Genomic DNA, 20,432 nt, shown 5'->3' with positions numbered 1-20,432 from the left:
CTGACTATGAACTATTCCGGGGTTTTTTGCAACTCCGGTCGTTCTTCTGGAAGAATTGCCCCTTCAACTGGGCAAACTTGGAGACATATACCACAGTCAATGCAGGTGGCAAAGTCAATCCAGTACCAATCGGTTCCCTTGGCATTTTTGCCTGGGCCTTCATGAATGCAAGCTACGGGACAGGCACCTACGCAGTCAGCGACGCCTTCACAGACTTCTGTAACAATTGTGTGCGGCATGTTCTCGATTCCCTTTGTTCTGTATCGGCTATTTCTAGACTAGCAGGGGAGTGTCGGGAGATGAGGGAGATGAGGGAGATGAGGGAGAAACATAATTGATACTTCCCCTTTCCTCTCCTCCCCATTGGTGTCAACTTAACGTAAAAACCTTGTAATGACGTTATGTAAAACTTACTCAATTACCATTAAATAAGTCGGAAGTCGGAAGTCGGAAGTCGGAAGTATGGTTTTGTGATGGGGATTTAGACCCCAACACAAAACAAGCTTTGGCATTGGGGATGGGGTTTTAAACCCCTTTTAGCAAGGATCAATCCGGAGTCACCACACCCCGGCTTTGCTGACGCAAAACTTCCCCTCCCCCTGAACTTCGGGGAGGGAATTGAGGGGTGGGGTATAACCTTTGTGGGACAACTGTTTGAGCTTAAGTTGACACCAATGCCCTCCTCCCACACCTCCCAATGCCCAATTTACTTAACGCAATGATTCAATTTTGGGTGAGCCATCAGCTTTGATCCAGGCAATTTGGGCAATACCGCGATCGCGTGCATATTGGCGGATAGCGTCTGTATCTTTTCTGAGCAAATCCATTTCCACCCGCACCAAATGAGTCGAATCTCGGAGTTTTTGCGCGTAGGCGAAGGCAGAAGCGTCAGCACTCGGCGTCTCTGGTACTACCAACCAGTTGCTAGCTGGGGTTGCTTGCGGTAATTGCCCAGTTGATAATAAAACTTGGTATAAATCTTCGATGTTAAGTACAAAACCAATTCCGGGGATGTTTTCTCCTTGGGGATGATATAGACCCAAAAGCTGGTCGTAGCGGCCACCCTGACCTAAAATTCGAGCTTGGGATTCGGTATCATTAACAACTTCAAACACAATTCCAGTGTAGTAGTCTATGGTCTGGATGAGGCTCAGATCAAGGATTAAGGAGAATTTTTTCTCTGATTCCAGTAATTCTACTAGGGATTTGAGGTTATTAACTGCCTGTTGCCCTTGTTCATCTAAATCCAAGCTACTGACTTTTTGCAACACTTCAGCACTTGGCCCGCGCAGATCCATCATGATTCGGGCGCGATCGCGTAGTTCGTCACTCAGAGGTAAGGTATCTATAGTAATGCGGTCAAGATGAGCGATCGCAGTGCGAACTTTATCCTGTAGATTAGCACCAAAGGCATTCAGGAGCGATCGGGTAATTCCCGCTTCACCTAAAATTAAATGCCACTGTCGCAAACCCAATGCAGCCAGACAATCTGCTACCAATAACAGTACCTCTGCATTTGCTAGCAATCCACCAGCACCTAATAACTCGACTCCAGCTTGATAAAACTCCTGCTGGCGATTATGCCTACTTTCCCAAGTGCGGCGAAATACGTTGGCATTGTAGTACAGCCGTTGGGGATAAGTTACATCTGCCATACGAGTGACGACAGTACGAGCAATAGATGCTGTTAATTCTGGACGTAGCCCTAATTCATCGTCTTCGCTATTTTGTAGTTGAATCACCATCTGGCGCTGGATTGCTTCCCCTGCCATCAAGGTATCCATCCGCTCTAAAGTTGAGGTAATAATCCTGTGATATCCCCAACGATGAAACACCTGTTGTAACCTATCTTCAATCCAGCGTTTTTTCGCCACATCTAAGGGTAATAAATCCCTGGCTCCCGCTGCTGGTTGATACACCATTATTTTTTCTTCCCACCAAACAAACCACCGAACAAACCACCATTACCAGATTTATCTGGTTGCTTATCTCCATGATTGGGAGATGAAGTCACCTTATGATCGGTAGGTTGTTGCCCTAAAACTTTATCTATTTTAGGTTTCCATTGCAACGCCATTTGGTCATTGGGATCTAATTTCAGAGCGTTCTCGAAGTGGATTTTTGCCATTTTTAGCTGATTTTGCTTCAAATACACCATTCCAATCAAGCTATGGCAGTGACTATTTTTCGGTTCTAGCTTCAGGGCTTCCTGCAACTCTACCTTGGCTTGGGCAAATTGGTTTTTCTCAATCAAAGATTGAGCGCGACGAACATACTGTTCTACAACCGAGTCTTCTTTTGGTGGTTGTGCTGCTGGTGGTGTCTGTTTTGCTGTATCTGGCTTATGTGTACCCGAGTTAACTTTCGATTGAGCAGTTGGTGGTGCTGCTGAGGATGTTTTAACTGCACTCCGCATTAAATAGACTAAATTTAATTCACTAATTTGGGCAATGACTTGCAGGGCTTGCTCTAAAGAATCATATTGGGTTTGGGCTAGTTTCGCGATCGCACTTTTATAAAAATGATCGATATTGGTAGTACCAGCTAACTGTCTACCTAATTCTGTGTTTAAAGTCACCGAAGTAGATTCTTGTACCAGACGCTTACCCATTTGCGACAAAATCACAAGATATTCCGTCCGAGTGCGTTCGTTAGCAAGTTTTTCGTAAGCTGGGTTAACCAACTTGGATAACAATTCATTACCTAGCTGTTTTTGCTCAGGACTTTCAGTAATACTACTATCTGGATGTAAACGGCGGGCGATTTGAAGATAGCGTTTGCGAATATCTTTAACATCCGCATCAACTGGAACGCACAATACCGCGTGATGATCTATGAAATCATATCTAAATAATCCACGATCTATTTTGAAAGACATATAGCAGTTTGCACCAAAGGAGCAATTAGATTTGTTCTAGTTTACTTCGCTCCATCGGTGATCCGTCAGTAGCAAATTATCATTTGTCCTTTGTCCTTTGTCATTTGTCATTTGTCATTGGGCATTGGGCATTGGGCATTGGGCATTGGTTATTTCTCCCCCAGCCTCCCCAGCCTCCCCACTCCCCACTCCCCTCATTTCCACGCTGACAGGGGCGGAACTTTTACAAGTTCACGACTCACTGTGTCATGAATATAACTGTTGGTGGCGAGAATTCTACCTGATTCGATTTTTAAGGGAGTACCATCGTAGGCGGTAACTTTGCCCCCTGCTTCTTGTACCAAAATGATCCCAGCGACAATATCCCAAGGTGAAAGTCCCCGTTCCCAGTAACCATCGACGCGTCCACAGGCAACATATGCTAAATCGAGGGATGCGGAACCGCTGCGTCTAACTCCCTGAGTCAGATGGGTGAGGTGACAAAATTCTGCATAATTGTTATCAGAGGTTTCACGGCGATCGTAAGCAAATCCACTTACCAGCAAGCTCTTATTCAGTTCTGAGGTTGTGGAAACTGCGATGGGGCGACGGTTGCGTGTTGCTCCCAAACCAGCGGCGGCACGAAATAGCTCATTGTGAAAGGGGTCATAAATGACACCAACTTGTGGAACACCATTAATTAACAGCCCAATGGAAACGGCAAAGAATGGGTATTGATGGGCGTAGTTAGTTGTGCCATCTAAAGGATCTATTGCCCAGAGATATTCATTTTCTCCATCGCCTAATTTTCCTGATTCTTCAGCGAGGATAGAATGTTGGGGAAAATGGCGACGCAAAATTTCCAAAATCAACTCTTCTGAGGCTTTATCAGCAACGGTGACTAAATCACCAGGGCGTCCTTTTTCAATAATTGCATCTTCTAACTTACCCAAATAGCCTTGCAGTATAGCGCCACCAGCTAATGCTGCTTCTGTAGCAATATCTAGAAAAATTTGTAGATTTGTCATTTGTTATTTGTGATTAGGTATTGGGGATTGGGTACTGGGTACTGGGTATTGGGTGTTAGGAAACTTCTTCCCCAGTCCCCAGTCCCTAATCTCTAGTCCCCAGTCCCCACTCCTTTAAAGATTTTGACGTCGAAACTCAGCGGGAGTGAGGCGCATGGGTTTTTCTGGGTTCCAAATTCCTTGCCCCATGAGTCTAGCCCATTGTTGGGCACGTTCTAAACGTTGGTCATATTTGTGGTTAGGCGATCGCCCAACGAACAATGCATTCCCTTGTTTGACTAATTCTTCATTCAACAAAACCTTATTTTTCCACACATAAGCTAAAGTTCGCCCAATTTTGTCTTTTGCTTCTAAATCAAACTCCAGCGTTACTGATTGTTCTGCACCACCAATTAGATTCTCTAACTGTTCTTTTGCTTGTTCACCCCAAGGCCGCTGTCGCAAATCTGGTGCATCAATTCCCACTAACCGCACCTGAGAAATCAAATTTGGCTGTTCGGCCATACCTAACACTTCCAAACTTTGGCCACTAACTACCCGCGCTACCTTCACCTGCGCCTGATTGTTTGGCAGCTGATTTTTACCTTGGCAACTCACCAAAAGAAATACACAAACCAAAATAGCTATTTTTCTTGCCCAGATGCCAAGACACGCCATCAAAGTAGTTTTTTGCTCCTCTGCACCTGGGCGCCTCTGCGTGAGATAACTTCTATTCTTCATCTAACGGTAAACCCGCTTTAACTCTCCCCCTACCAAAATACCGTCCAAACTGGAGTTCATAAACTTCATCTTCGTCTTGTGTTTCCACCTCCAGATCAGAACGGGGGTAACTCACACACAACAAGGCATAACCTTGCCGACGTAAATCTGGCGACAATCCGATCGCCTCTGGTTGATAAATTTCTCCCGACAACACTCTCACAGCACAAGTGGTACAAGCCCCATTACGGCAGGAAAACGGCAGTTCTGCGCCTTGTTTTTCGGCAGTGTGCAGGATGTAGCGGTCTTCTGGTACTTGTAGGGTGTATGTTTTGCCAGTGGCGCGATCGCGAACTCGAATTGTATATCTAAGGGACATCTGGATTTGGGTTTTAAAACTTGAATTTTGAGATTAACCTAAAAATCTTTTTTTATCTTTGCATTTTTTTGACTTTCATAGTAAGATTGTTATTCGTGGCATCTGGAGAGATGGCCGAGTGGTTTAAGGCGCAGCACTGGAAATGCTGTAATGCGGAAACGTATTCTAGGGTTCAAATCCCTATCTCTCCGTTAACCCTTATTCTACAAGGGTTCTAACTAATGAAGTGTTAAGTTTGCTTTGGACTAGATTAAAAACACGGTCTAGTGAAGAGTAATTATTTTCCCAGTGGTTTATGAAAATAAATAGGGGCAAAGTATTCCTTTGCCCCTATTTATTTTCATAAATCCTAACTTTATTAAAAACCAACCGATGGCAGCTTGCCTTGTAGTGACTGAAACTGTACTTCAATACACTTTGCACAATTGCAACCAAGTTGCTCGATAATCGGATTGGATTTTTGAATTAGTTTTGGCGCTGCCAAATCGGAAATTTGTTGTGTAGATGCTACTGTGATTATTTGTGTAGCATCTACAAATTTCAGATTTGATGCGTGTGCGGGATTGGCTAGGAGTAACATGGATGCCAGAAGCGCGGGACAGGCAAGTAAGATTAGTTTGGCTATGTTCATAATTGACAAAAATATGCCTTTGTTGATACAGCATAGCCAATAAATTGCAGACTTTCAACTTCAAATACTAAGTATGGATTTCTTGAATAACTTTCAGATAGCAAGGCTTGCGATCGCCAATAGTAATGATTTGGTAAGCTTATTACAATATCCCTTTATGCAGCGGGCGATCGCAGAAGCTGTATTGATGGGAATACTTGGCGGCATATTGGGTAGTTTTGTCACCTTGCGCCAGCTGTCTTTTTTCAGTCACGCCGTTGGTCATGCAGCATTGGTAGGTGTGGCATTAGGTGTGCTGTTACAGGTAAATCCTACTTGGATGCTGTTACCTTTTACCTTAGTTTTTGGCGTTATTGTCCTCTACTGTATCGACAAAACCGACTTAGCTAGCGATAGCGTACTTAGTATAGTGCTATCTGGAGCATTAGCGATCGGACTGATTCTCACTAGCTTAATTAAAGGATATCGTGGCAACTTGATGGCAGTGCTGTTTGGCGACATTCTGGCGCTTGATACCACAGATTTGATTTTGACCCTGCTGATACTTGTGGGAAGTTGCATATTTTTACTATCAACTCTACAACAGCAAATTTTATTGACACTTAACCCGGATGTGGCACAAGTTCAAGGTGTTCCTGTGCAATTGTACCGCTATGCCTTTGTGGTCTTGCTTTCACTCGCCGTTGCTGTAGCGATTAAAGCTGTTGGCGTTTTACTGGTAAATGCCTTTTTGGTGATTCCCGCCTCCACCGCCAAACTCATGAGTCACCACTTTAGCCGTTTTCTAGTCATGTCGGTGATAGTCGGTTCCATTAGCAGCATTACTGGCATCATTGTGTCAGGTCTTTTCAACCTGGCTTCTGGCCCGAGTATTGTCCTTATCCAGTTTCTACTCTTTCTAGCTGTTTTCATCTGGTTTAGGTTGACCTTGAAAGCAGCATAAATATTTTTCTACAACCTATTGCAAATTCGTTTTATCTTTGCTACATTTATTAATCGTGGCTCAAATAAAAGCCCCAGCCGGGATAGCTCAGTCGGTAGAGCAGAGGACTGAAAATCCTCGTGTCACCAGTTCAAGTCTGGTTCCTGGCATTTTCAAAAAGCCCTTAAAATCGTTGAATTTTAAGGGCTTTTTGGTTTATCACCGCTGGAAAATAGAGGACAAATGTTCTAGCCTTAAGGTCAATTTTGGAGGTTTTTGGATACCTTTTAGATACAAATTCGGTGTAAATTGGGTGTAAAAGAGTTAGAGCAGAGAAGTAATTACACCTTTTCAACCTATGTTCTCCAAAAGCCCTACAGGAAGAGCATCTAAGGGTTCTGTATCGATCATTAACTCTCATGAACAGTTGCAGTTACGGTTTAGATATAAGGGTAAGCGTTATTACATCTCTACGGGTTTAGCTGATACTCCTGCTAACTAGCCCAAGTTTTACACTACAAATAGCGGTGTAAAGAATCAAATCCGGTAGCATCGGAGTAATTAAGATCTATTCATGCTGAAAATCCTCCCCAAAGAAACTGCCTCGATGCACACCCGCGACGGTGTACGCTTGGATGCAGACATCTATCGCCCAGATGCTGATGGTGAATTTCCGGTATTATTAATGCGACAACCCTATGGTAGAGCGATCGCCTCTACTGTTGTCTATGCCCATCCCACTTGGTATGCTGCCCACGGCTACATCGTCGTGATTCAAGATGTCCGCGGACGCGGGACTTCCCAAGGCGAATTCAAGTTATTTACCCACGAAATTTTAGATGGCGAAGATACAGTAAATTGGGCAGCAAATTTACCTGGTAGTAATGGCAAAGTTGGTATGTATGGCTTTTCTTATCAAGGAATGACTCAACTATATGCCGCAGTTAATCAACCCAGCGCCTTGACAACAATTTGCCCCGCCATGATTGGCTATGATTTGTATGCAGATTGGGCTTATGAAGGAGGCGCATTTTGTTTACAAACTAACCTCGCTTGGGCAATTCAATTAGCTACAGAAACCGCCCGTTTGCGAGGAGATAAAACAGCCTATAAAGCCTTGTTTGCTGCTTCTCGTAATTTACCTTTAACTAATCCAGAAATTCTCCAACAACTCGCCCCAGATTCCTTTTATCATGAGTGGTTGGCACATTCTCAACCAGATGAATACTGGGAAAAACTCTCGCCCAAATATCACTTGCAAGCTGTTGATTTGCCCATGTTCCACATCGGAGGATGGTTTGATACTTATCTACGCGGCACTCTACATTTATATAAAGATATGGCAGCCCGTAGCACTAAACCTCAACATTTGTTAGTCGGTCCTTGGGCACATTTACCTTGGGATCGCAAAGTAGGAGAAATTGACTTTGGTGCTAAAGGAGCCAGTCCCGTAGATAAAATGCAAATTCGCTGGTTTAACCAATTTTTCAAAGGCGAAAATACAGGTTTATTGCATGAGTCGCCGATTTGCCTATTCGAGATGGGAACCAATATTTGGCGCACTTTCCCCAATTTACCTACACACATACACAAATCATACTTTTTGTCAACTACAGGACTAGCCAGCATCCGCCAAGACTCCGGAACCCTAATCCCCAATCCCCAGTCCCCAATCCCCAATACCTTCGATGTATTAGTTCACGACCCTTGGCGTCCAGTTCCAGCCTTGGGTGGTCATGCCGGAATTCCTGCGGGTGTATTTGAGCGATCGCATCTCGATTGCCGTTCAGATGTCTTAACTTACACCAGCGAGCCACTAGAAGAAGATTTACATTTAGCAGGCGATGTGACAGCGGAAATCTGCTGTACTGCCGACCAACTCAGTTATGATTTGTCTGCGGTGCTATCCGAAGTACATCCAAATGGGCAAGTATATAATCTCACCCAAGGTTATGTACATTGTCGAGATGTTAGCGCTTCTACAAAAATTCAGCTACAAACGACTTGTGCGCGAATTGCCAAAGGAAACGCCTTGCGTCTGAGTTTAAGTGCAGCGTGTTTTCCAGCGTACACAATGAATTCTGGAAACGGTGCGATCGCCAGTAGCGAGAGTTTACCAGATGCCCAGATGATCACGTTAACTGTGAATTGTGGAGGCGAGTTTAATTCTCATCTTTTATTACCTGTACTCCCAGCAACTTAATAGAGGGAGATGAGGGGGACGCGCTGAATAACTAATGACAAATGACTAATAATAATTACGATATAGCAACACTCTTCAAGATAGTCATCGGCGTTTGGTCTTTGAGAAGTTGCATTTCTTCGGCATTCCTTACTAGCAAAGCACCAGCGAATCCTAATGAATTCACGGAGATGGAGTGGAAATGCTCTTGCGATCGCGGTACGATCAACATCCATTCTCGTGTCATCAGCAAATTGTAAGCACCCAACTGCGTTGCATCCAAACCCACAGCCTCTAACAAGGTATGATAAAGTTCCAGCGTTGCTTCACCCCCTGTGAATGGAGACTCCACCCAGTGGGGATTTAAGGGTGCGAAAGCATGTAAAAAAGGAAGTTTTGGTAAAGTTGCGGTGGAGTTCTGAAATTGTGCCTCCCTTAGCAGAGATTCAATAGGTATCTGAGATCCTGAAGGTGCAAGGGGTAACGGGACTAGTTGCAAGTGTTTATGTCGTTGACTAGCACCTGCGATTTTGCCACTGTTGTAAAATCCCAAGCCATCAAAATCAGCCAGACATGCCCACATCGCCGTAAAATCTTCCAGAGTGAGTAAAGTTTCCTGTTCCTCGAAGGCACGGGTGATAATTAGCAGATGATAATCAACAACGTTGAATTTATTTAAAATACATACATGAGTATCGGAAATATCCGCCACAAATAAATCTTCTTCGTAAGGCAAAAAAGGATTAAATTCTTCACCCGAATTAGCAGATTGTTTTTCCTGTTTTTCCTTGGCTGCTTTTTTGCGATTCAAATTAGACAAAATCCGCACTAAAAAGCGCACGCCATCCTGTTCCACAAATTCAAATTCCGTCGGGATCGACAGCAGCGCCCCACATTGCAAAGCATATTCAGTACGTTCTTTGACAGTTGTCCATAAAGTACCAGGCTTCAGTAATATTTCCCCTTGTACCATTTTTATCCCTTCAAGTATTGTTCAGATATTATATTAAGAATCCAGAATTCAGAATTCAGAAGACTTTGATGCCAAAAGTTGGTAATTTGAAGAAAATCAAGAAATTACAGCAGATTTCAAATTAGTGAAGTACACCATCTAAATCTCAAAGCTAGACCGAGAGCGTATTCTTATTCTGTTAGCGCAGCGGGGCGTAGCCCATTCTGACTCCTGAATTCTGCTTTATTTGGTTGTTTAGTGCAGGTATAAAAAAATAATTACATTATTCAAAATCAAAAATTTCAAATTGGCGCGGCGAATTCTAAATATACCCATGACTAAAGTCACAAGTTTCAATGTGGTAGACTTGCCATTCTGGCTCCTGAGTTCTTTAGCGGTAAAAAACCAAACCTTTCACAATAACGCAATACCTCCGCAACAAAACTGTCATAAATAATATCTACATTAGTAATACATATTCGATATGCTTCCAAACAGCAATGCAAAACCAATCTCGGGATGGAGAACACCCATCAAATAGCATTTTATCCCACACTGCTGATGCCAAATACCATAATCCAGCACCCTGGAAAAAGGCTGCGGCCTCTCTATCACTGGTGCTACTGGGATCGGGTATGACATTAGCAGGCGGCTATCTGGCTGGACACTCTCAGCAGGTGTCTGAGACTGCATCTAATTTGACAGTCGGTCGAGTCAATGCTGCTCCTCCATTACCAGCCAGCACAGATCCTAATTTTGTGACACAGGTGGTGCAAAAGGTGGGCCCGGCAGTAGTACGAATTAACTCTTCCCGAACTGTAAAAACCCAGTTACCAGATGAATTTAACGATCCGTTTTTTCGCCGCTTTTTTGGCTCCCAACTACCAGAATCACAAGAAAGGGTAGAACGGGGTACTGGTTCAGGTTTTATCATCAGTGCTGATGGTCGTATTCTCACGAACGCCCATGTGGTAGATGGGGCGGATACCGTGACAGTGACACTTAAGGATGGGCGCACCTTGCAAGGTAAGGTGCTAGGAAAAGATGAGTTAACCGATGTGGCTGTGGTGAAGATTCAAGCGGATAATCTACCGACAGTAGCCTTGGGTAACTCAGATCAACTGCAACCGGGAGAATGGGCGATCGCGATCGGCAATCCCCTTGGCCTAGATAATACAGTAACAACCGGAATCATCAGCGCCACTGGACGCACTAGCAATCAAATTGGCGCTCCTGATAAGCGAGTAGAGTATATTCAAACTGATGCTGCAATTAATCCCGGTAACTCCGGCGGCCCTCTGCTAAATTACCGTGGCGAGGTAATTGGTATGAATACGGCCATTATCCAAGGCGCACAAGGATTAGGCTTTGCCATTCCCATCACTACAGCACAACGCATTTCCAGTCAATTAATAGCTACAGGTAAAGTCCAACATCCTTATTTAGGAATTCAAATGGTGGGGTTAACGCCTCAGCTAAAACAAAATATCAACTCAGATCCCAATAGTGGTTTGAATGTCAATGAAGATAAAGGTGTATTAGTTGTAAAAGTTATGCCCAATTCCCCAGCCGCTAAAGCTGGAATACGTGCTGGTGATGTCATCCAAAAGCTAGGTGGTGAATCAGTCACAGATGCTAGCAGCGTCCAAAAGGCTGTAGAAAATAGCCAAGTCGGGGGAGATTTACGCCTAGAGTTACGCCGTAATGGCCAGAATATTAACCTAGCCGTACAACCCGGTTCTTTCCCCACACAAGTACAATAACAGTTTTGAGTCAAGGTGAAATTTCAAAGGATGGGTACAAGACCCATCCTTTTTTTTCAGGTGATGAAGCCGCGTAAACAAAGTGCTGTCAGCGGTGGCGGTTTAATTTAACGTCAGTTCGATGAACTTCTCCCCAACTCCTCTCCGTCTCGGAGAGGGGCTTTAGTATTCTGAGTTGGGCACGAAAAATTAGGGTTTTTAAGCCTCTCCCCCCTTCCCTAACGGTAGGCTAACGTCAACGGGGAGAGGAATGAAAGTGGGGTTCTTTGGAATCTATCGAACTCACGTTAATTTAACCCAACCTACGATTATCTAAATTCTGAATTATCAATTCTTACAACCGCAGAATCATTTTTACATTTTTTATCTATGACATTAGTCACGTTTTAATTAATTACCTTTTTCACTAGTGTAAAGTTCTCTTCAATTCTATTATTTACTTGTCCAAGAGATTAATATTTGACGAAGATTTAATCTCTTTTATCTTTACATCATAGAAGGAAAGTTTGCCAATGAGTATTAAAAGAATGCTTGCTAGTGCAGCACTGATTTTACCAATTGCTTTTACCATTATTCCTTCCCAAGCCGATGCTCAGGTCAGACGGCAAGTTAGGCGACCAGTTCCAGTTAGAATAATCAGAAGACCAGCACGAGTTAGGGTTTATAACCCTCCTCAAGCGAGAAGAAGAATAGTGGTTCCTGGACGTTGGGTGCAAACAAATCGCGGTCGCCGATGGATACCTGCTCGTTATATATATAGATAAAAAGAACTACAACTGCAACAAAATATTGGCGGACAATATTACAGAGTTCTTTTTTTCATAGTTTGAGTTACTGTTTAAAAATCCCCTTTAGAAATATTCTAAAGGGGCAGAATTTGCTATTTACTTTTAATAACTAGATAGGCATAATTAAATATACAATTAACTCCTAGTTTGTAGTGAGTAATTCATCGCTCCTTCAGATTTATCAGGACTTAAATTCTGACTACAAACTTTAATTTAGTTATGCCTAGCAAGAAGTTGTGACTGAATTTTAAACTAGAGCTACTGCTGGTTGTTGCCAGCGTCTCACTGCTTTACCAATTACTGCTAATTCTTGCATTAAGTTATCAAAGCGGTCTGGTGTGAGAGATTGGGGACCATCGGATAAGGCTTTGGCTGGGTTGGGGTGAACCTCAATCATGAGAGAATCTGTACCAGCTGCGATCGCTGCCATTGCCATTGAGGGCACAAACTCAGACCAACCTACGCCGTGGCTGGGGTCAATCATGATTGGTAGGTGAGTCAGCTTTCGCAACACTGGCACTACTGATAAATCCAGTGTATTTCGCGTATACTGACGGTCAAAGGTGCGTATTCCCCTTTCACACAAAATGACATTGGGATTACCAGCTGCCAAAATATACTCGGCTGCCATTAACCAATCTTCAATTGTAGCTGCCATTCCCCGCTTTAAGAGGACTGGTTTTGACTGCGCTCCTACTTTTTTGAGCAAGGAGAAATTCTGCATATTTCTTGCCCCTACCTGGATCACATCAGCAATTTCGGCAATTTTATCCAGGTCAACGGCATCCATTACTTCTGTAATAATACCTAGTCCGCTGACTTCCCGTGCCTTTGCTAATAATTCCAAAGCACTCTCGCCATGTCCTTGGAAGGCGTAAGGTGAAGTCCGTGGTTTGTATGCGCCTCCCCGCAAAAACTTCGCTCCTGCGGCTTTGACACGCCGCGCCGTCTCTACAATCATTTCTTCGTTTTCCACGGAGCAAGGACCGGCTACGACTATCAAGGGGTGGTGTTCACCAAATACCACCGTTTCATTCGGGAGGTTAACCACCACTTCCGAAGCTTCGCCGTGGCGAAACTGGCGGCTAGCGCGTTTGTAAGGCTGTTCTACCCGCAACACCTGCTCAATCCAGGGACTAAGTTCTTGAATTTGTAGCGGATCTAAGCTGGCGGTTTCACCTACTACACCAATAACTACTTTGTGTTTACCAACAATTTTTTCTGGAGTTAATCCCCAGCTAGTTAGTTCCTCATCAATGCGGTTTATTTCCGCATCCGGGGAACCACTTTTCATTACTATAATCATGTCAAAGTTCCTGATTTAGTGACTAAATTTTTCTGTAAATGGACGTAACTTTATTGTTACGTATTTACCCAATTACGAATAGTTCAAACTAAATTTATTTACAAAATAAATGGACAAAAGAGAAAATCCAGTAAATTTCCTCAGAAAATACTGGATTTAAGGTATAAAAATCATCTATATACTTTTAATTAGCAATGTTGAAGTTTTGAAGAAGAATTCAGGAGTCCGACTGGCGGATCAAGCGGGTTTAAGAAATACCTAAATCTTTTCTTCCGAGAGACGCTACGCCAATTGCCGATAATCTAGACTTTTTTGTAAGGGAGTGGTAGCTTCCAATCCCCCACTTCTTGTTCTGAATTCTGGATTCTGAATTCTTCTTCAAGAGTTTTTTTGCCGAGTTTCCCGCCAAACTGCCACCATTCGTCCCCAATTGGTGCCGAATTCACCAAAACCCAGCAGACTTCCGGCTCTTTCTTCATCCCAAGAGGCAGAGAGAACGCCATAAGTTATCCCTAAGACCCCCAAACCAAATAATCCCATGTTTACCAATAACACGGCAATGGGAGCTAATTTGATATCGGAGTAGGTGGCAAGCAGATAGCTGACAATTAAGGTGCTAATGCCCAAAGTTGTTGGTAGACCACAGAATGCAGCCACTCGTCGAACCATCCGCTGGCTGACTACTTTAGGAATCGCTATTTCTTCTTTGGTGTAAGGCGGCTTCCTATCAGCTTGGTTGCTGGGTTTCTGTGGCGTTGCTACTGGTTTAGTTTGGGTTTTTGGGGGTTTTTGGCGCTTTTTGTTTGGTTCAAAGGGCAAGCGCTCGCGTTCAGATTCTTCAGCAGGCATAAGCGATCGCCTTTAACCCCGAATACCGAGACGAGCAATCAAAGCTAGATACTTTTCCCGGCTTTCGCTCTGGATATAGGCTAAAAGACGCTTGCGCTGGCCAATTAGCTTCAACAGTCCTCGCCGGGAAGAATGGTCTTTTTTATTTGCTTGGAGATGTTCACTGAGGCGGTTGATCCGTTCAGTTAGCATAGCAACTTGCACATCGGCCGAACCAGTATCGGTTTCGTGGACTTGGTAGTTGGAAATTATTTCTTGTTTCCGCAGTTGCGTCAGAGCCATGATCGAATTTCTAGTTTTTCAAAATGTATGCAGCAGTCTCCCATAATATCACAGCCATTAAGCTGGTTGTGGAATCATCTGTTTTGTTACCATTGCACTTTTTTCGACGAAAGCATTCACCAGTCGCATTTCAGTAACAGTATATTATGTGCTTTAATATACATTAAGATAACACCAAAATTTAATTCCAAACATATATTTAAGTATAAGTAACACCTTTATAAGGTGAGTCAGATAGTTGATTTAAGCAAGTATAAATAAATGAAAGTTACTACCTTAGCTTTTAGCTTTCAGGTACTAGCTTCAAGGCGCAAAGCCAGTTCTGTTTATTTATACCCACTTATTTGAAAGCTTAAAACAATTCAGTGACAATTAAATAAGCGATTGAAAAAATGGAAAAATTAGGAGATAGTTAACAAAAAACAGGTTAATAACTAGCGACATGAAACCACAAAAAAGCACGCGAACGCGGGGAGTTGTGCTGAGTTATGTCGGGTTAAAGCGTTTACAGGCAGCGATTTTGGCTATGGAGATAGCAGAGAATCACGGTCAGCGTTTGACTCTAGATAAGTTGGGCGATCGCATGAATATCTCCACAAAAACACTGACTAGATTGCTATCATTAGATACAAATGTAGACCAAAAAACTTTAAAACTTTGCTTTAGCGCCTGTAATCTAGAATTAACTGCACAAGATTATACAATCCTCAACGAGGCGGATAAGATTCAAACTTCGCAATTGCTCTCATTGAATTTATCTACAGAAAAAGTAGGTTTATATCAATCTTTACTTCTAGAATCATTTGTTAACGAAGAAGCTGACCAATTTGAAAGTTTTTGGCCGTACCCAGATGGGCCTGTACCTCTGGATTCTCCCCTGTATATCGAACGTCCGCCGATTGAAGAATTGGTTTATCGGGAAATAATTCAACCAGGCTGCGTGATTCGGATTAAAGCACCCAAACAGATGGGTAAGAGTTCTCTGGTGCTGCGGCTGTTAGCCTTTGCACAAAAGCAAGGATATCAGACAGTGAATTTGAATTGCTACCAAATCGATTCTGACTCTTTGACTAACTTAAACAAGTTGTTGCGTGGTTTTTGCTGGCATATTGCCAGAGAATTGGGCATAGATCCCAATTTAAATGAAATGTGGGATGAAGAAATTGGCTGTAAGTTGAGTTCCAGCTTTTATTTGCAAAGCTATTTGCTCAAGCAAATTTCAAGTCCAGTAGTTTTAGTATTGAACGAAGTTGACCGCTTTTTTGAATATCCTCACATTGCTCAAGAATTTTTTGTCTTATTGCGTTCGTGGTGTGAGGAAGCACAACAAAATCCCAATTGGCAGAAGTTGAAATTAGTAGTGGTTTATTCTACAGAACAGTATGCCACCCTAGATATTAACCGCTCTCCGTTTAACATTGGATTACCTATCCGTCTTGCAGAATTTACCCAAGAACAGATAGAAGACTTAGCTAGGCGACACGGCTTAAACTGGAATACTAGCAAAGAATCCAGCCAACTGATGTCATTTGTAGGGGGTCATCCAGCACTAATTAGAATTTCGCTATATTTTCTTTGCTCGCAAGAAATTACTCTAGAAAAATTAATCCAAGAAGCGATCGCCAATGGTGGCATTTATCGCTACCATTTATGGCGACTTTGGGTGCAACTCCAAGAAAAACCCACTTTAGCAAAGACTTATGCCCAATTGGTGACGGTAAAGCAAAGTAAATTTATTGATCCTCTTGAGACCTATAAACTTGATAGTTTAGGCTTGATTCGGTTTGAGGGCGATCGCATTTTACCCAGTTGTGAACTTTATCGCGCTTATTTTGCCAAACAACTATCAACAATTGTTTAAAGTTTCAGGAGTGCTGAGTGCTGTTGCTAGTTAATCTCTATTTTTGTAATCACACTTTGATATGAGATACCAAGTAGGGGGCAGTCTTCGCAGTGATGATCCCACATATGTTATGCGTCAGGCGGACGAAAAACTTTATGCCAGCCTGAAAGCTGGCGATTTCTGTTACGTCTTAAACTGTCGGCAGATGGGCAAATCATCTTTACTACAGCGCACAAGTCATCGCCTCAGACAAGAAGGTTATAGCTGTGTTTACTTGGATATGACCCGTTTGGGTAGTGAAGATACTACACCAGAACAATGGTACAAAGGTGTGATTATTAGCTTGTTCTACAGCTTAAATCTGGGAGAAGAGGTGAATTTTAAAGAATGGTGGAAGATGCAATCAGGCATTTCCTCAGTGCAAAAATTACACCAATTTGTAGAAGAATTGTTACTACCAAATATTCAAAATAAATCTCAGATCAAAGAAAAAGCCGGAGGCATTATTATCTTTATTGATGAGATTGATAGTTTATTGAGTTTAAATTTTCCTGTCAACGATTTTTTTGCGTGGATTCGTCATTGTTACAATCAACAAGCATCTGACTCGAATTTTCAACGTTTAGGATTTGCACTGTTTGGAGTAGCCAGTCCATCTGACTTAATAGCAGACAAACGCCGAACACCTTTTAATATTGGTACAGCGATTGAGTTACAGGGCTTTAAATTACATGAAGCCACGCCATTGCTCAAAGGATTACAGGAAGTCATCAGCCAACCACAAGCAGTACTGCGAGAGATTATTTATTGGACAGGAGGACAGCCGTTTCTAACCCAAAAACTCTGCCAAATAGTTGCCCAGGCTGCCTTGAGAACATCTTACGGAACAATCTCATTACTTCCGGGAACTGAAGAATTTTGGGTGGAACAATTAGTGCGATCGCAGATTATCGAACATTGGGAAGCAAAAGACGAACCAGAACACCTCAGGACAATCCGCGATCGCTTACTTTTTTACGAACACCGAGCAGGAAGATTACTCGGACTTTACCAACGAGTGTTGCAAGAAGAGGTAGGGGAGCAGGGGAGCAGGGGAGCAGAGGGGCAACGGAGAAGAGATGCCCCTGTGCCGCTTCCTCCTGTCCCGACGGATGATAGTTTAGAACAGACGGAACTGTTATTATCTGGTTTAGTTGAAAAACACAACGGCTATCTCAAAATTAAAAATCCCATTTATCGCCATGTTTTCAATGCTCAATGGGTACTCAGGCAGTTAGACAATCTCCGCCCATACTCGCAAACATTCAACGCTTGGATAGCATCAGCTTATAAAGATGAATCACGTCTGTTGCGAGGGCAAGCTCTCAAAGATACTCAAAATTGGCTCCAGGGCAAAAGTCTTAGCGATTTAGATTATCAATTTTTAGCTGCTAGTCAAGAATACGAACGCAAAGCAGTGCAAACGGCATTGGAGGCAGCACGGGCTAAAGAAGTAGAAGCACGACTAGCACAAGAGAAAAAAACTGCAAAATTGCAAAGATTTCTCCTAATTGCAGTCGGTATTGGGTTACTCGTCTCTAGCAGCTTGGGAGTAGGAAGTTTCATTTTGTACCGCCAAACTCTCAAAAGCGCATATCAAGCAAAAAGTAGCGAAATCCGAGCGCTTGTATCTTCTTCTGAAGGACTGTTTGCTTCAAACCGCCGATTAGATGCCCTCATAGAAGCAATTAAAGCCAAGCATAGACTACAAAAACTAGGTAAACCAAACGCAAATATCGAGCGTCAGGTGAATGATGTATTACAGCAAGCAGTTTATGGAGCAGATGAGTACAACCATTTTTCTGGTCATACAGCAGCTGTTTTGGCAGTAGATGTCAGTCCTGATAGTTCTCTGATTGCCTCAGCCAGCATAGATCAAACAATCAAGCTTTGGCGACGTGATGGTACAGAAGTTGCGACTCTCAAAGATCATAAGGGAGCAGTTAGGGCGATCGATTTTAGCTCTGATAGTCAGATACTTGCTTCGGGGGGTGAAGATGGCACCATTAAACTCTGGAAGCGAGATGGTACTCTAATCAAGAGTTTCAAAGCTCACACTGCTTCAATTTGGGGAGTAGCCTTTAGTCCCGATGGTCAATTCCTGGCCTCTGCCAGTTGGGACAGAACTGTGAAACTTTGGAAGCCGGACGGTACATTGCTCAACACGTTTCAAGGTTATGAAATGGGGTTTGGCGGAATCACCTTCAGTCCTGATGGTCAAATCCTTGCTGCCGGCAATCTAGACAGGACAGTAAAACTCTGGAAACGAAACGCTTCGGGCTGGGAAAACGCCAAACCTTTACAACCTCTTTTAGGTCACACCGCTTGGGTTGTGAAAGTAGCTTTTACCCCTGATGGCCAGACTATTGTTTCCGGGAGTGAAGACAGAACTGTGAAACTTTGGAAGCGAGACAGCAAAAATGAAACCTACCGCGAGTATAAAACTCTTAAAGGTCACACTGCGGGGATTTGGGGAGTCGCCTTGAGTGCCGATGGTCAAACTATTGCCTCCGCCAGTCTCGATAAAACAATTAAACTTTGGAACATTGACGGTACAGAACTGAGGACGCTTAGAGGACACAGTGCCTCAGTTTGGGGAGTGACTTTTAGCCCTGATAATAGCTTTATTGCTTCGGCGGGCACAGAAAACCTTGTCAGGCTGTGGCAGAAAGAGAATCCATTCCAGAAAAGTATTATTGCCCATGAAGCCGGGATTTGGTCAATAGCGATCGCTGCCGACAGTTCAACGATCGCCACAGCTAGCCACGAAAACACTGCTAAACTTTGGAATCGCCAAGGCAAATCACTCAAAACTTTCACTCAATCTGGCGGCGCAATCTTCGAGGTTTCATTCAGTGAAGATGGCAAATTAATTGCGCTTCGCTCCTACGATGATACGGTAAAACTCAAGAAGCCAGACGGCAGTTTGGTTGCTACTTATAAAGCTTCTCTGAGTAAACTCTTAGCAGCAGTATTAAGTCCCGACGGACAAACCATCGCTATGGCAAATGTTGAAAAGGCTGTTGAGATATGGAAACGCGATCGCGTAGCGACTCCGCAGGAGTCTCGCCCAGCACCCCAGATCCTCAAAGGACATGAAGCCGAAGTCTGGGAAGTTGCATTTAGTCCAGATAGTCGCCTCATTGCCTCAGTCAGTGGCGATGGTACTGCTAAGTTGTGGACGCTGGATGGCAAGTTGCTCAAAACCCTAAAAGGACATACTGCGGCAGTCTGGAGAGTCGCCTTTAGTCAAGACAATAAAATGGTAGCAACTGGAAGTGGCGACAATACTGTAAAGTTGTGGACAGTGGATGGCAAGTTGCTGCAAACACTCAAAGGTCACATCGCTGCAATTTGGGGAGTAGCCTTTACTCCCGACGGCAAAATAGTCGCTTCTGGTAGCGTAGATACTACTGTTAAACTCTGGAAGCTTGATGGTACAGAACTGACCACCCTCAGAGGACACACCGCAGCCATTAGGAAAATTGCCATCAGCCGCGATGGGACAATGCTTGCTTCAGGAGGTGATGACAACACCCTTATTTTGTGGAATTTACAGCGAATTCTCAACCTAGATGCACCAGCTTATGGTTGCGCTTTGGTGCGGGATTATTTGAAAACGAATATCGCAGTGGAACAGAGCGATCGCTTTCTTTGCGAATCATTCAATAGCAAGTAGAAGCTAACAGACCTCCTTTTCCCATCGCCCAAATTACTTTTTTCCTAAACTCTGGACTTTTGAGTACCTAAAATATTATAATTATCTGCTGCATTAAATACACGACAGCTTAACACAGCAGTAAAACAGAGCGAACGCACCCTTTGTAATCACCAAGATATCCGCTATTAAAAGGTAGAGCCTTAGTAGCAGATGTGACAAATTGGAAAAACGAAAATCTGTATCCAATAATA

At 43.3% G+C, this 20,432-nt stretch carries 18 protein-coding genes and 2 tRNA genes; 9 read left to right on the top strand and 11 right to left on the bottom strand.

What is annotated here, in order from left to right:
• Positions 1–11 precede the first annotated feature (11 nt).
• From IQ276_RS20120 to IQ276_RS20095, 6 genes are all read right to left on the bottom strand, one after another.
• Positions 12–239 carry a ferredoxin family protein gene (locus IQ276_RS20120; protein ID WP_073639694.1) on the bottom strand — a complete coding sequence of 76 codons (228 nt, stop codon included), beginning with the start codon at positions 237–239 and terminating at the stop codon, positions 12–14.
• 471 nt (positions 240–710) lie between these two features.
• Complete coding sequence (locus IQ276_RS20115) at positions 711–1,922, bottom strand: ATP phosphoribosyltransferase regulatory subunit (protein WP_193925339.1); 1,212 nt, start codon at positions 1,920–1,922, stop codon at positions 711–713.
• Positions 1,922–2,878, bottom strand: coding sequence for a J domain-containing protein (locus tag IQ276_RS20110; RefSeq protein ID WP_193925337.1), 957 nt, complete (start codon positions 2,876–2,878; stop codon positions 1,922–1,924). The genes IQ276_RS20115 and IQ276_RS20110 overlap by 1 nt, the downstream gene beginning before the upstream one ends.
• 194 nt (positions 2,879–3,072) lie before the next feature.
• A complete protein-coding gene (locus tag IQ276_RS20105) occupies positions 3,073–3,885 on the bottom strand; it encodes an inositol monophosphatase family protein (protein WP_235115819.1) in 813 nt (270 codons plus the stop codon).
• 114 nt (positions 3,886–3,999) lie between these two features.
• On the bottom strand, positions 4,000–4,542 hold the full coding sequence (locus IQ276_RS20100; protein ID WP_235115818.1) for a thermonuclease family protein: 543 nt from the start codon (positions 4,540–4,542) through the stop codon (positions 4,000–4,002).
• A 52-nt stretch (positions 4,543–4,594) separates the two neighbouring features.
• Positions 4,595–4,963 (bottom strand): 2Fe-2S iron-sulfur cluster-binding protein, encoded by a 369-nt coding sequence (locus IQ276_RS20095; RefSeq protein WP_193923509.1) that lies wholly within the window; start codon positions 4,961–4,963, stop codon positions 4,595–4,597.
• Positions 4,964–5,067: 104 nt separating this feature from the next.
• On the opposite strand from IQ276_RS20095, the gene IQ276_RS20090 reads away from it, so the two are divergent.
• Positions 5,068–5,154, top strand: a tRNA-Ser gene (locus IQ276_RS20090).
• 167 nt (positions 5,155–5,321) lie between these two features.
• Here IQ276_RS20090 and IQ276_RS20085 read toward each other — a convergent pair.
• Positions 5,322–5,594: a hypothetical protein gene (locus tag IQ276_RS20085; protein ID WP_193923511.1), complete on the bottom strand. Its 273-nt coding sequence runs from the start codon at positions 5,592–5,594 to the stop codon at positions 5,322–5,324.
• A 73-nt stretch (positions 5,595–5,667) separates the two neighbouring features.
• Here IQ276_RS20085 and IQ276_RS20080 point away from each other — a divergent pair, with 73 nt between their 5' ends.
• The 4 genes from IQ276_RS20080 to IQ276_RS20065 all read left to right on the top strand — a co-directional run bounded on the left by IQ276_RS20080 (position 5,668) and on the right by IQ276_RS20065 (position 8,719).
• Positions 5,668–6,537 carry a metal ABC transporter permease gene (locus IQ276_RS20080; protein WP_190880749.1) on the top strand — a complete coding sequence of 290 codons (870 nt, stop codon included), beginning with the start codon at positions 5,668–5,670 and terminating at the stop codon, positions 6,535–6,537.
• 76 nt (positions 6,538–6,613) lie between these two features.
• Positions 6,614–6,686, top strand: a tRNA-Phe gene (locus tag IQ276_RS20075).
• A 188-nt stretch (positions 6,687–6,874) separates the two neighbouring features.
• Positions 6,875–7,018: an Arm DNA-binding domain-containing protein gene (locus tag IQ276_RS20070; RefSeq protein ID WP_228043469.1), complete on the top strand. Its 144-nt coding sequence runs from the start codon at positions 6,875–6,877 to the stop codon at positions 7,016–7,018.
• 72 nt (positions 7,019–7,090) lie between these two features.
• Complete coding sequence (locus IQ276_RS20065; RefSeq protein ID WP_235115817.1) at positions 7,091–8,719, top strand: CocE/NonD family hydrolase; 1,629 nt, start codon at positions 7,091–7,093, stop codon at positions 8,717–8,719.
• 55 nt (positions 8,720–8,774) lie between these two features.
• On the opposite strand, the gene IQ276_RS20060 is transcribed toward IQ276_RS20065, so the two are convergent.
• Positions 8,775–9,671 (bottom strand): ATP adenylyltransferase family protein, encoded by an 897-nt coding sequence (locus IQ276_RS20060; RefSeq protein WP_193914824.1) that lies wholly within the window; start codon positions 9,669–9,671, stop codon positions 8,775–8,777.
• Positions 9,672–10,150: 479 nt separating this feature from the next.
• Here IQ276_RS20060 and IQ276_RS20055 point away from each other — a divergent pair, with 479 nt between their 5' ends.
• Together IQ276_RS20055 and IQ276_RS20050 are read left to right on the top strand one after the other, a co-directional pair.
• The gene (locus IQ276_RS20055; RefSeq protein ID WP_193914826.1) at positions 10,151–11,413 is read left to right on the top strand and encodes an HhoA/HhoB/HtrA family serine endopeptidase; all 1,263 of its coding nucleotides are present in this window, start codon (positions 10,151–10,153) and stop codon (positions 11,411–11,413) included.
• Between the two features lie 512 nt (positions 11,414–11,925).
• Positions 11,926–12,177: a hypothetical protein gene (locus IQ276_RS20050; RefSeq protein WP_193914828.1), complete on the top strand. Its 252-nt coding sequence runs from the start codon at positions 11,926–11,928 to the stop codon at positions 12,175–12,177.
• Between the two features lie 271 nt (positions 12,178–12,448).
• On the opposite strand, the gene aroF is transcribed toward IQ276_RS20050, so the two are convergent.
• The 3 genes from aroF to rpsO form a co-directional block, all read right to left on the bottom strand.
• Entirely contained in the window at positions 12,449–13,507 is a 1,059-nt protein-coding gene (gene aroF, locus IQ276_RS20045; protein ID WP_190880709.1) for a 3-deoxy-7-phosphoheptulonate synthase, read from the bottom strand.
• 378 nt (positions 13,508–13,885) lie between these two features.
• Entirely contained in the window at positions 13,886–14,356 is a 471-nt protein-coding gene (locus IQ276_RS20040; protein ID WP_193914830.1) for a PAM68 family protein, read from the bottom strand.
• A 12-nt stretch (positions 14,357–14,368) separates the two neighbouring features.
• Positions 14,369–14,638, bottom strand: coding sequence for a 30S ribosomal protein S15 (gene rpsO / locus IQ276_RS20035; RefSeq protein WP_073644968.1), 270 nt, complete (start codon positions 14,636–14,638; stop codon positions 14,369–14,371).
• A 442-nt stretch (positions 14,639–15,080) separates the two neighbouring features.
• Between rpsO and IQ276_RS20030 the strand changes: the two genes are divergently transcribed.
• Both IQ276_RS20030 and IQ276_RS20025 read left to right on the top strand, forming a co-directional pair.
• Entirely contained in the window at positions 15,081–16,499 is a 1,419-nt protein-coding gene (locus tag IQ276_RS20030; protein ID WP_193914832.1) for an AAA-like domain-containing protein, read from the top strand.
• A gap of 61 nt (positions 16,500–16,560) precedes the next feature.
• The gene (locus IQ276_RS20025; protein WP_193914834.1) at positions 16,561–20,199 is read left to right on the top strand and encodes an AAA-like domain-containing protein; all 3,639 of its coding nucleotides are present in this window, start codon (positions 16,561–16,563) and stop codon (positions 20,197–20,199) included.
• Positions 20,200–20,432: the final 233 nt, after the last annotated feature.

Origin of the sequence: Desmonostoc muscorum LEGE 12446 (assembly GCF_015207005.2) — a bacterium.
Lineage (GTDB): Bacteria > Cyanobacteriota > Cyanobacteriia > Cyanobacteriales > Nostocaceae > Nostoc > Nostoc muscorum.
The sequence above is the reverse complement of the archived record's forward strand: the minus strand, read 5'-3'. Positions and strand labels throughout refer to the sequence as shown.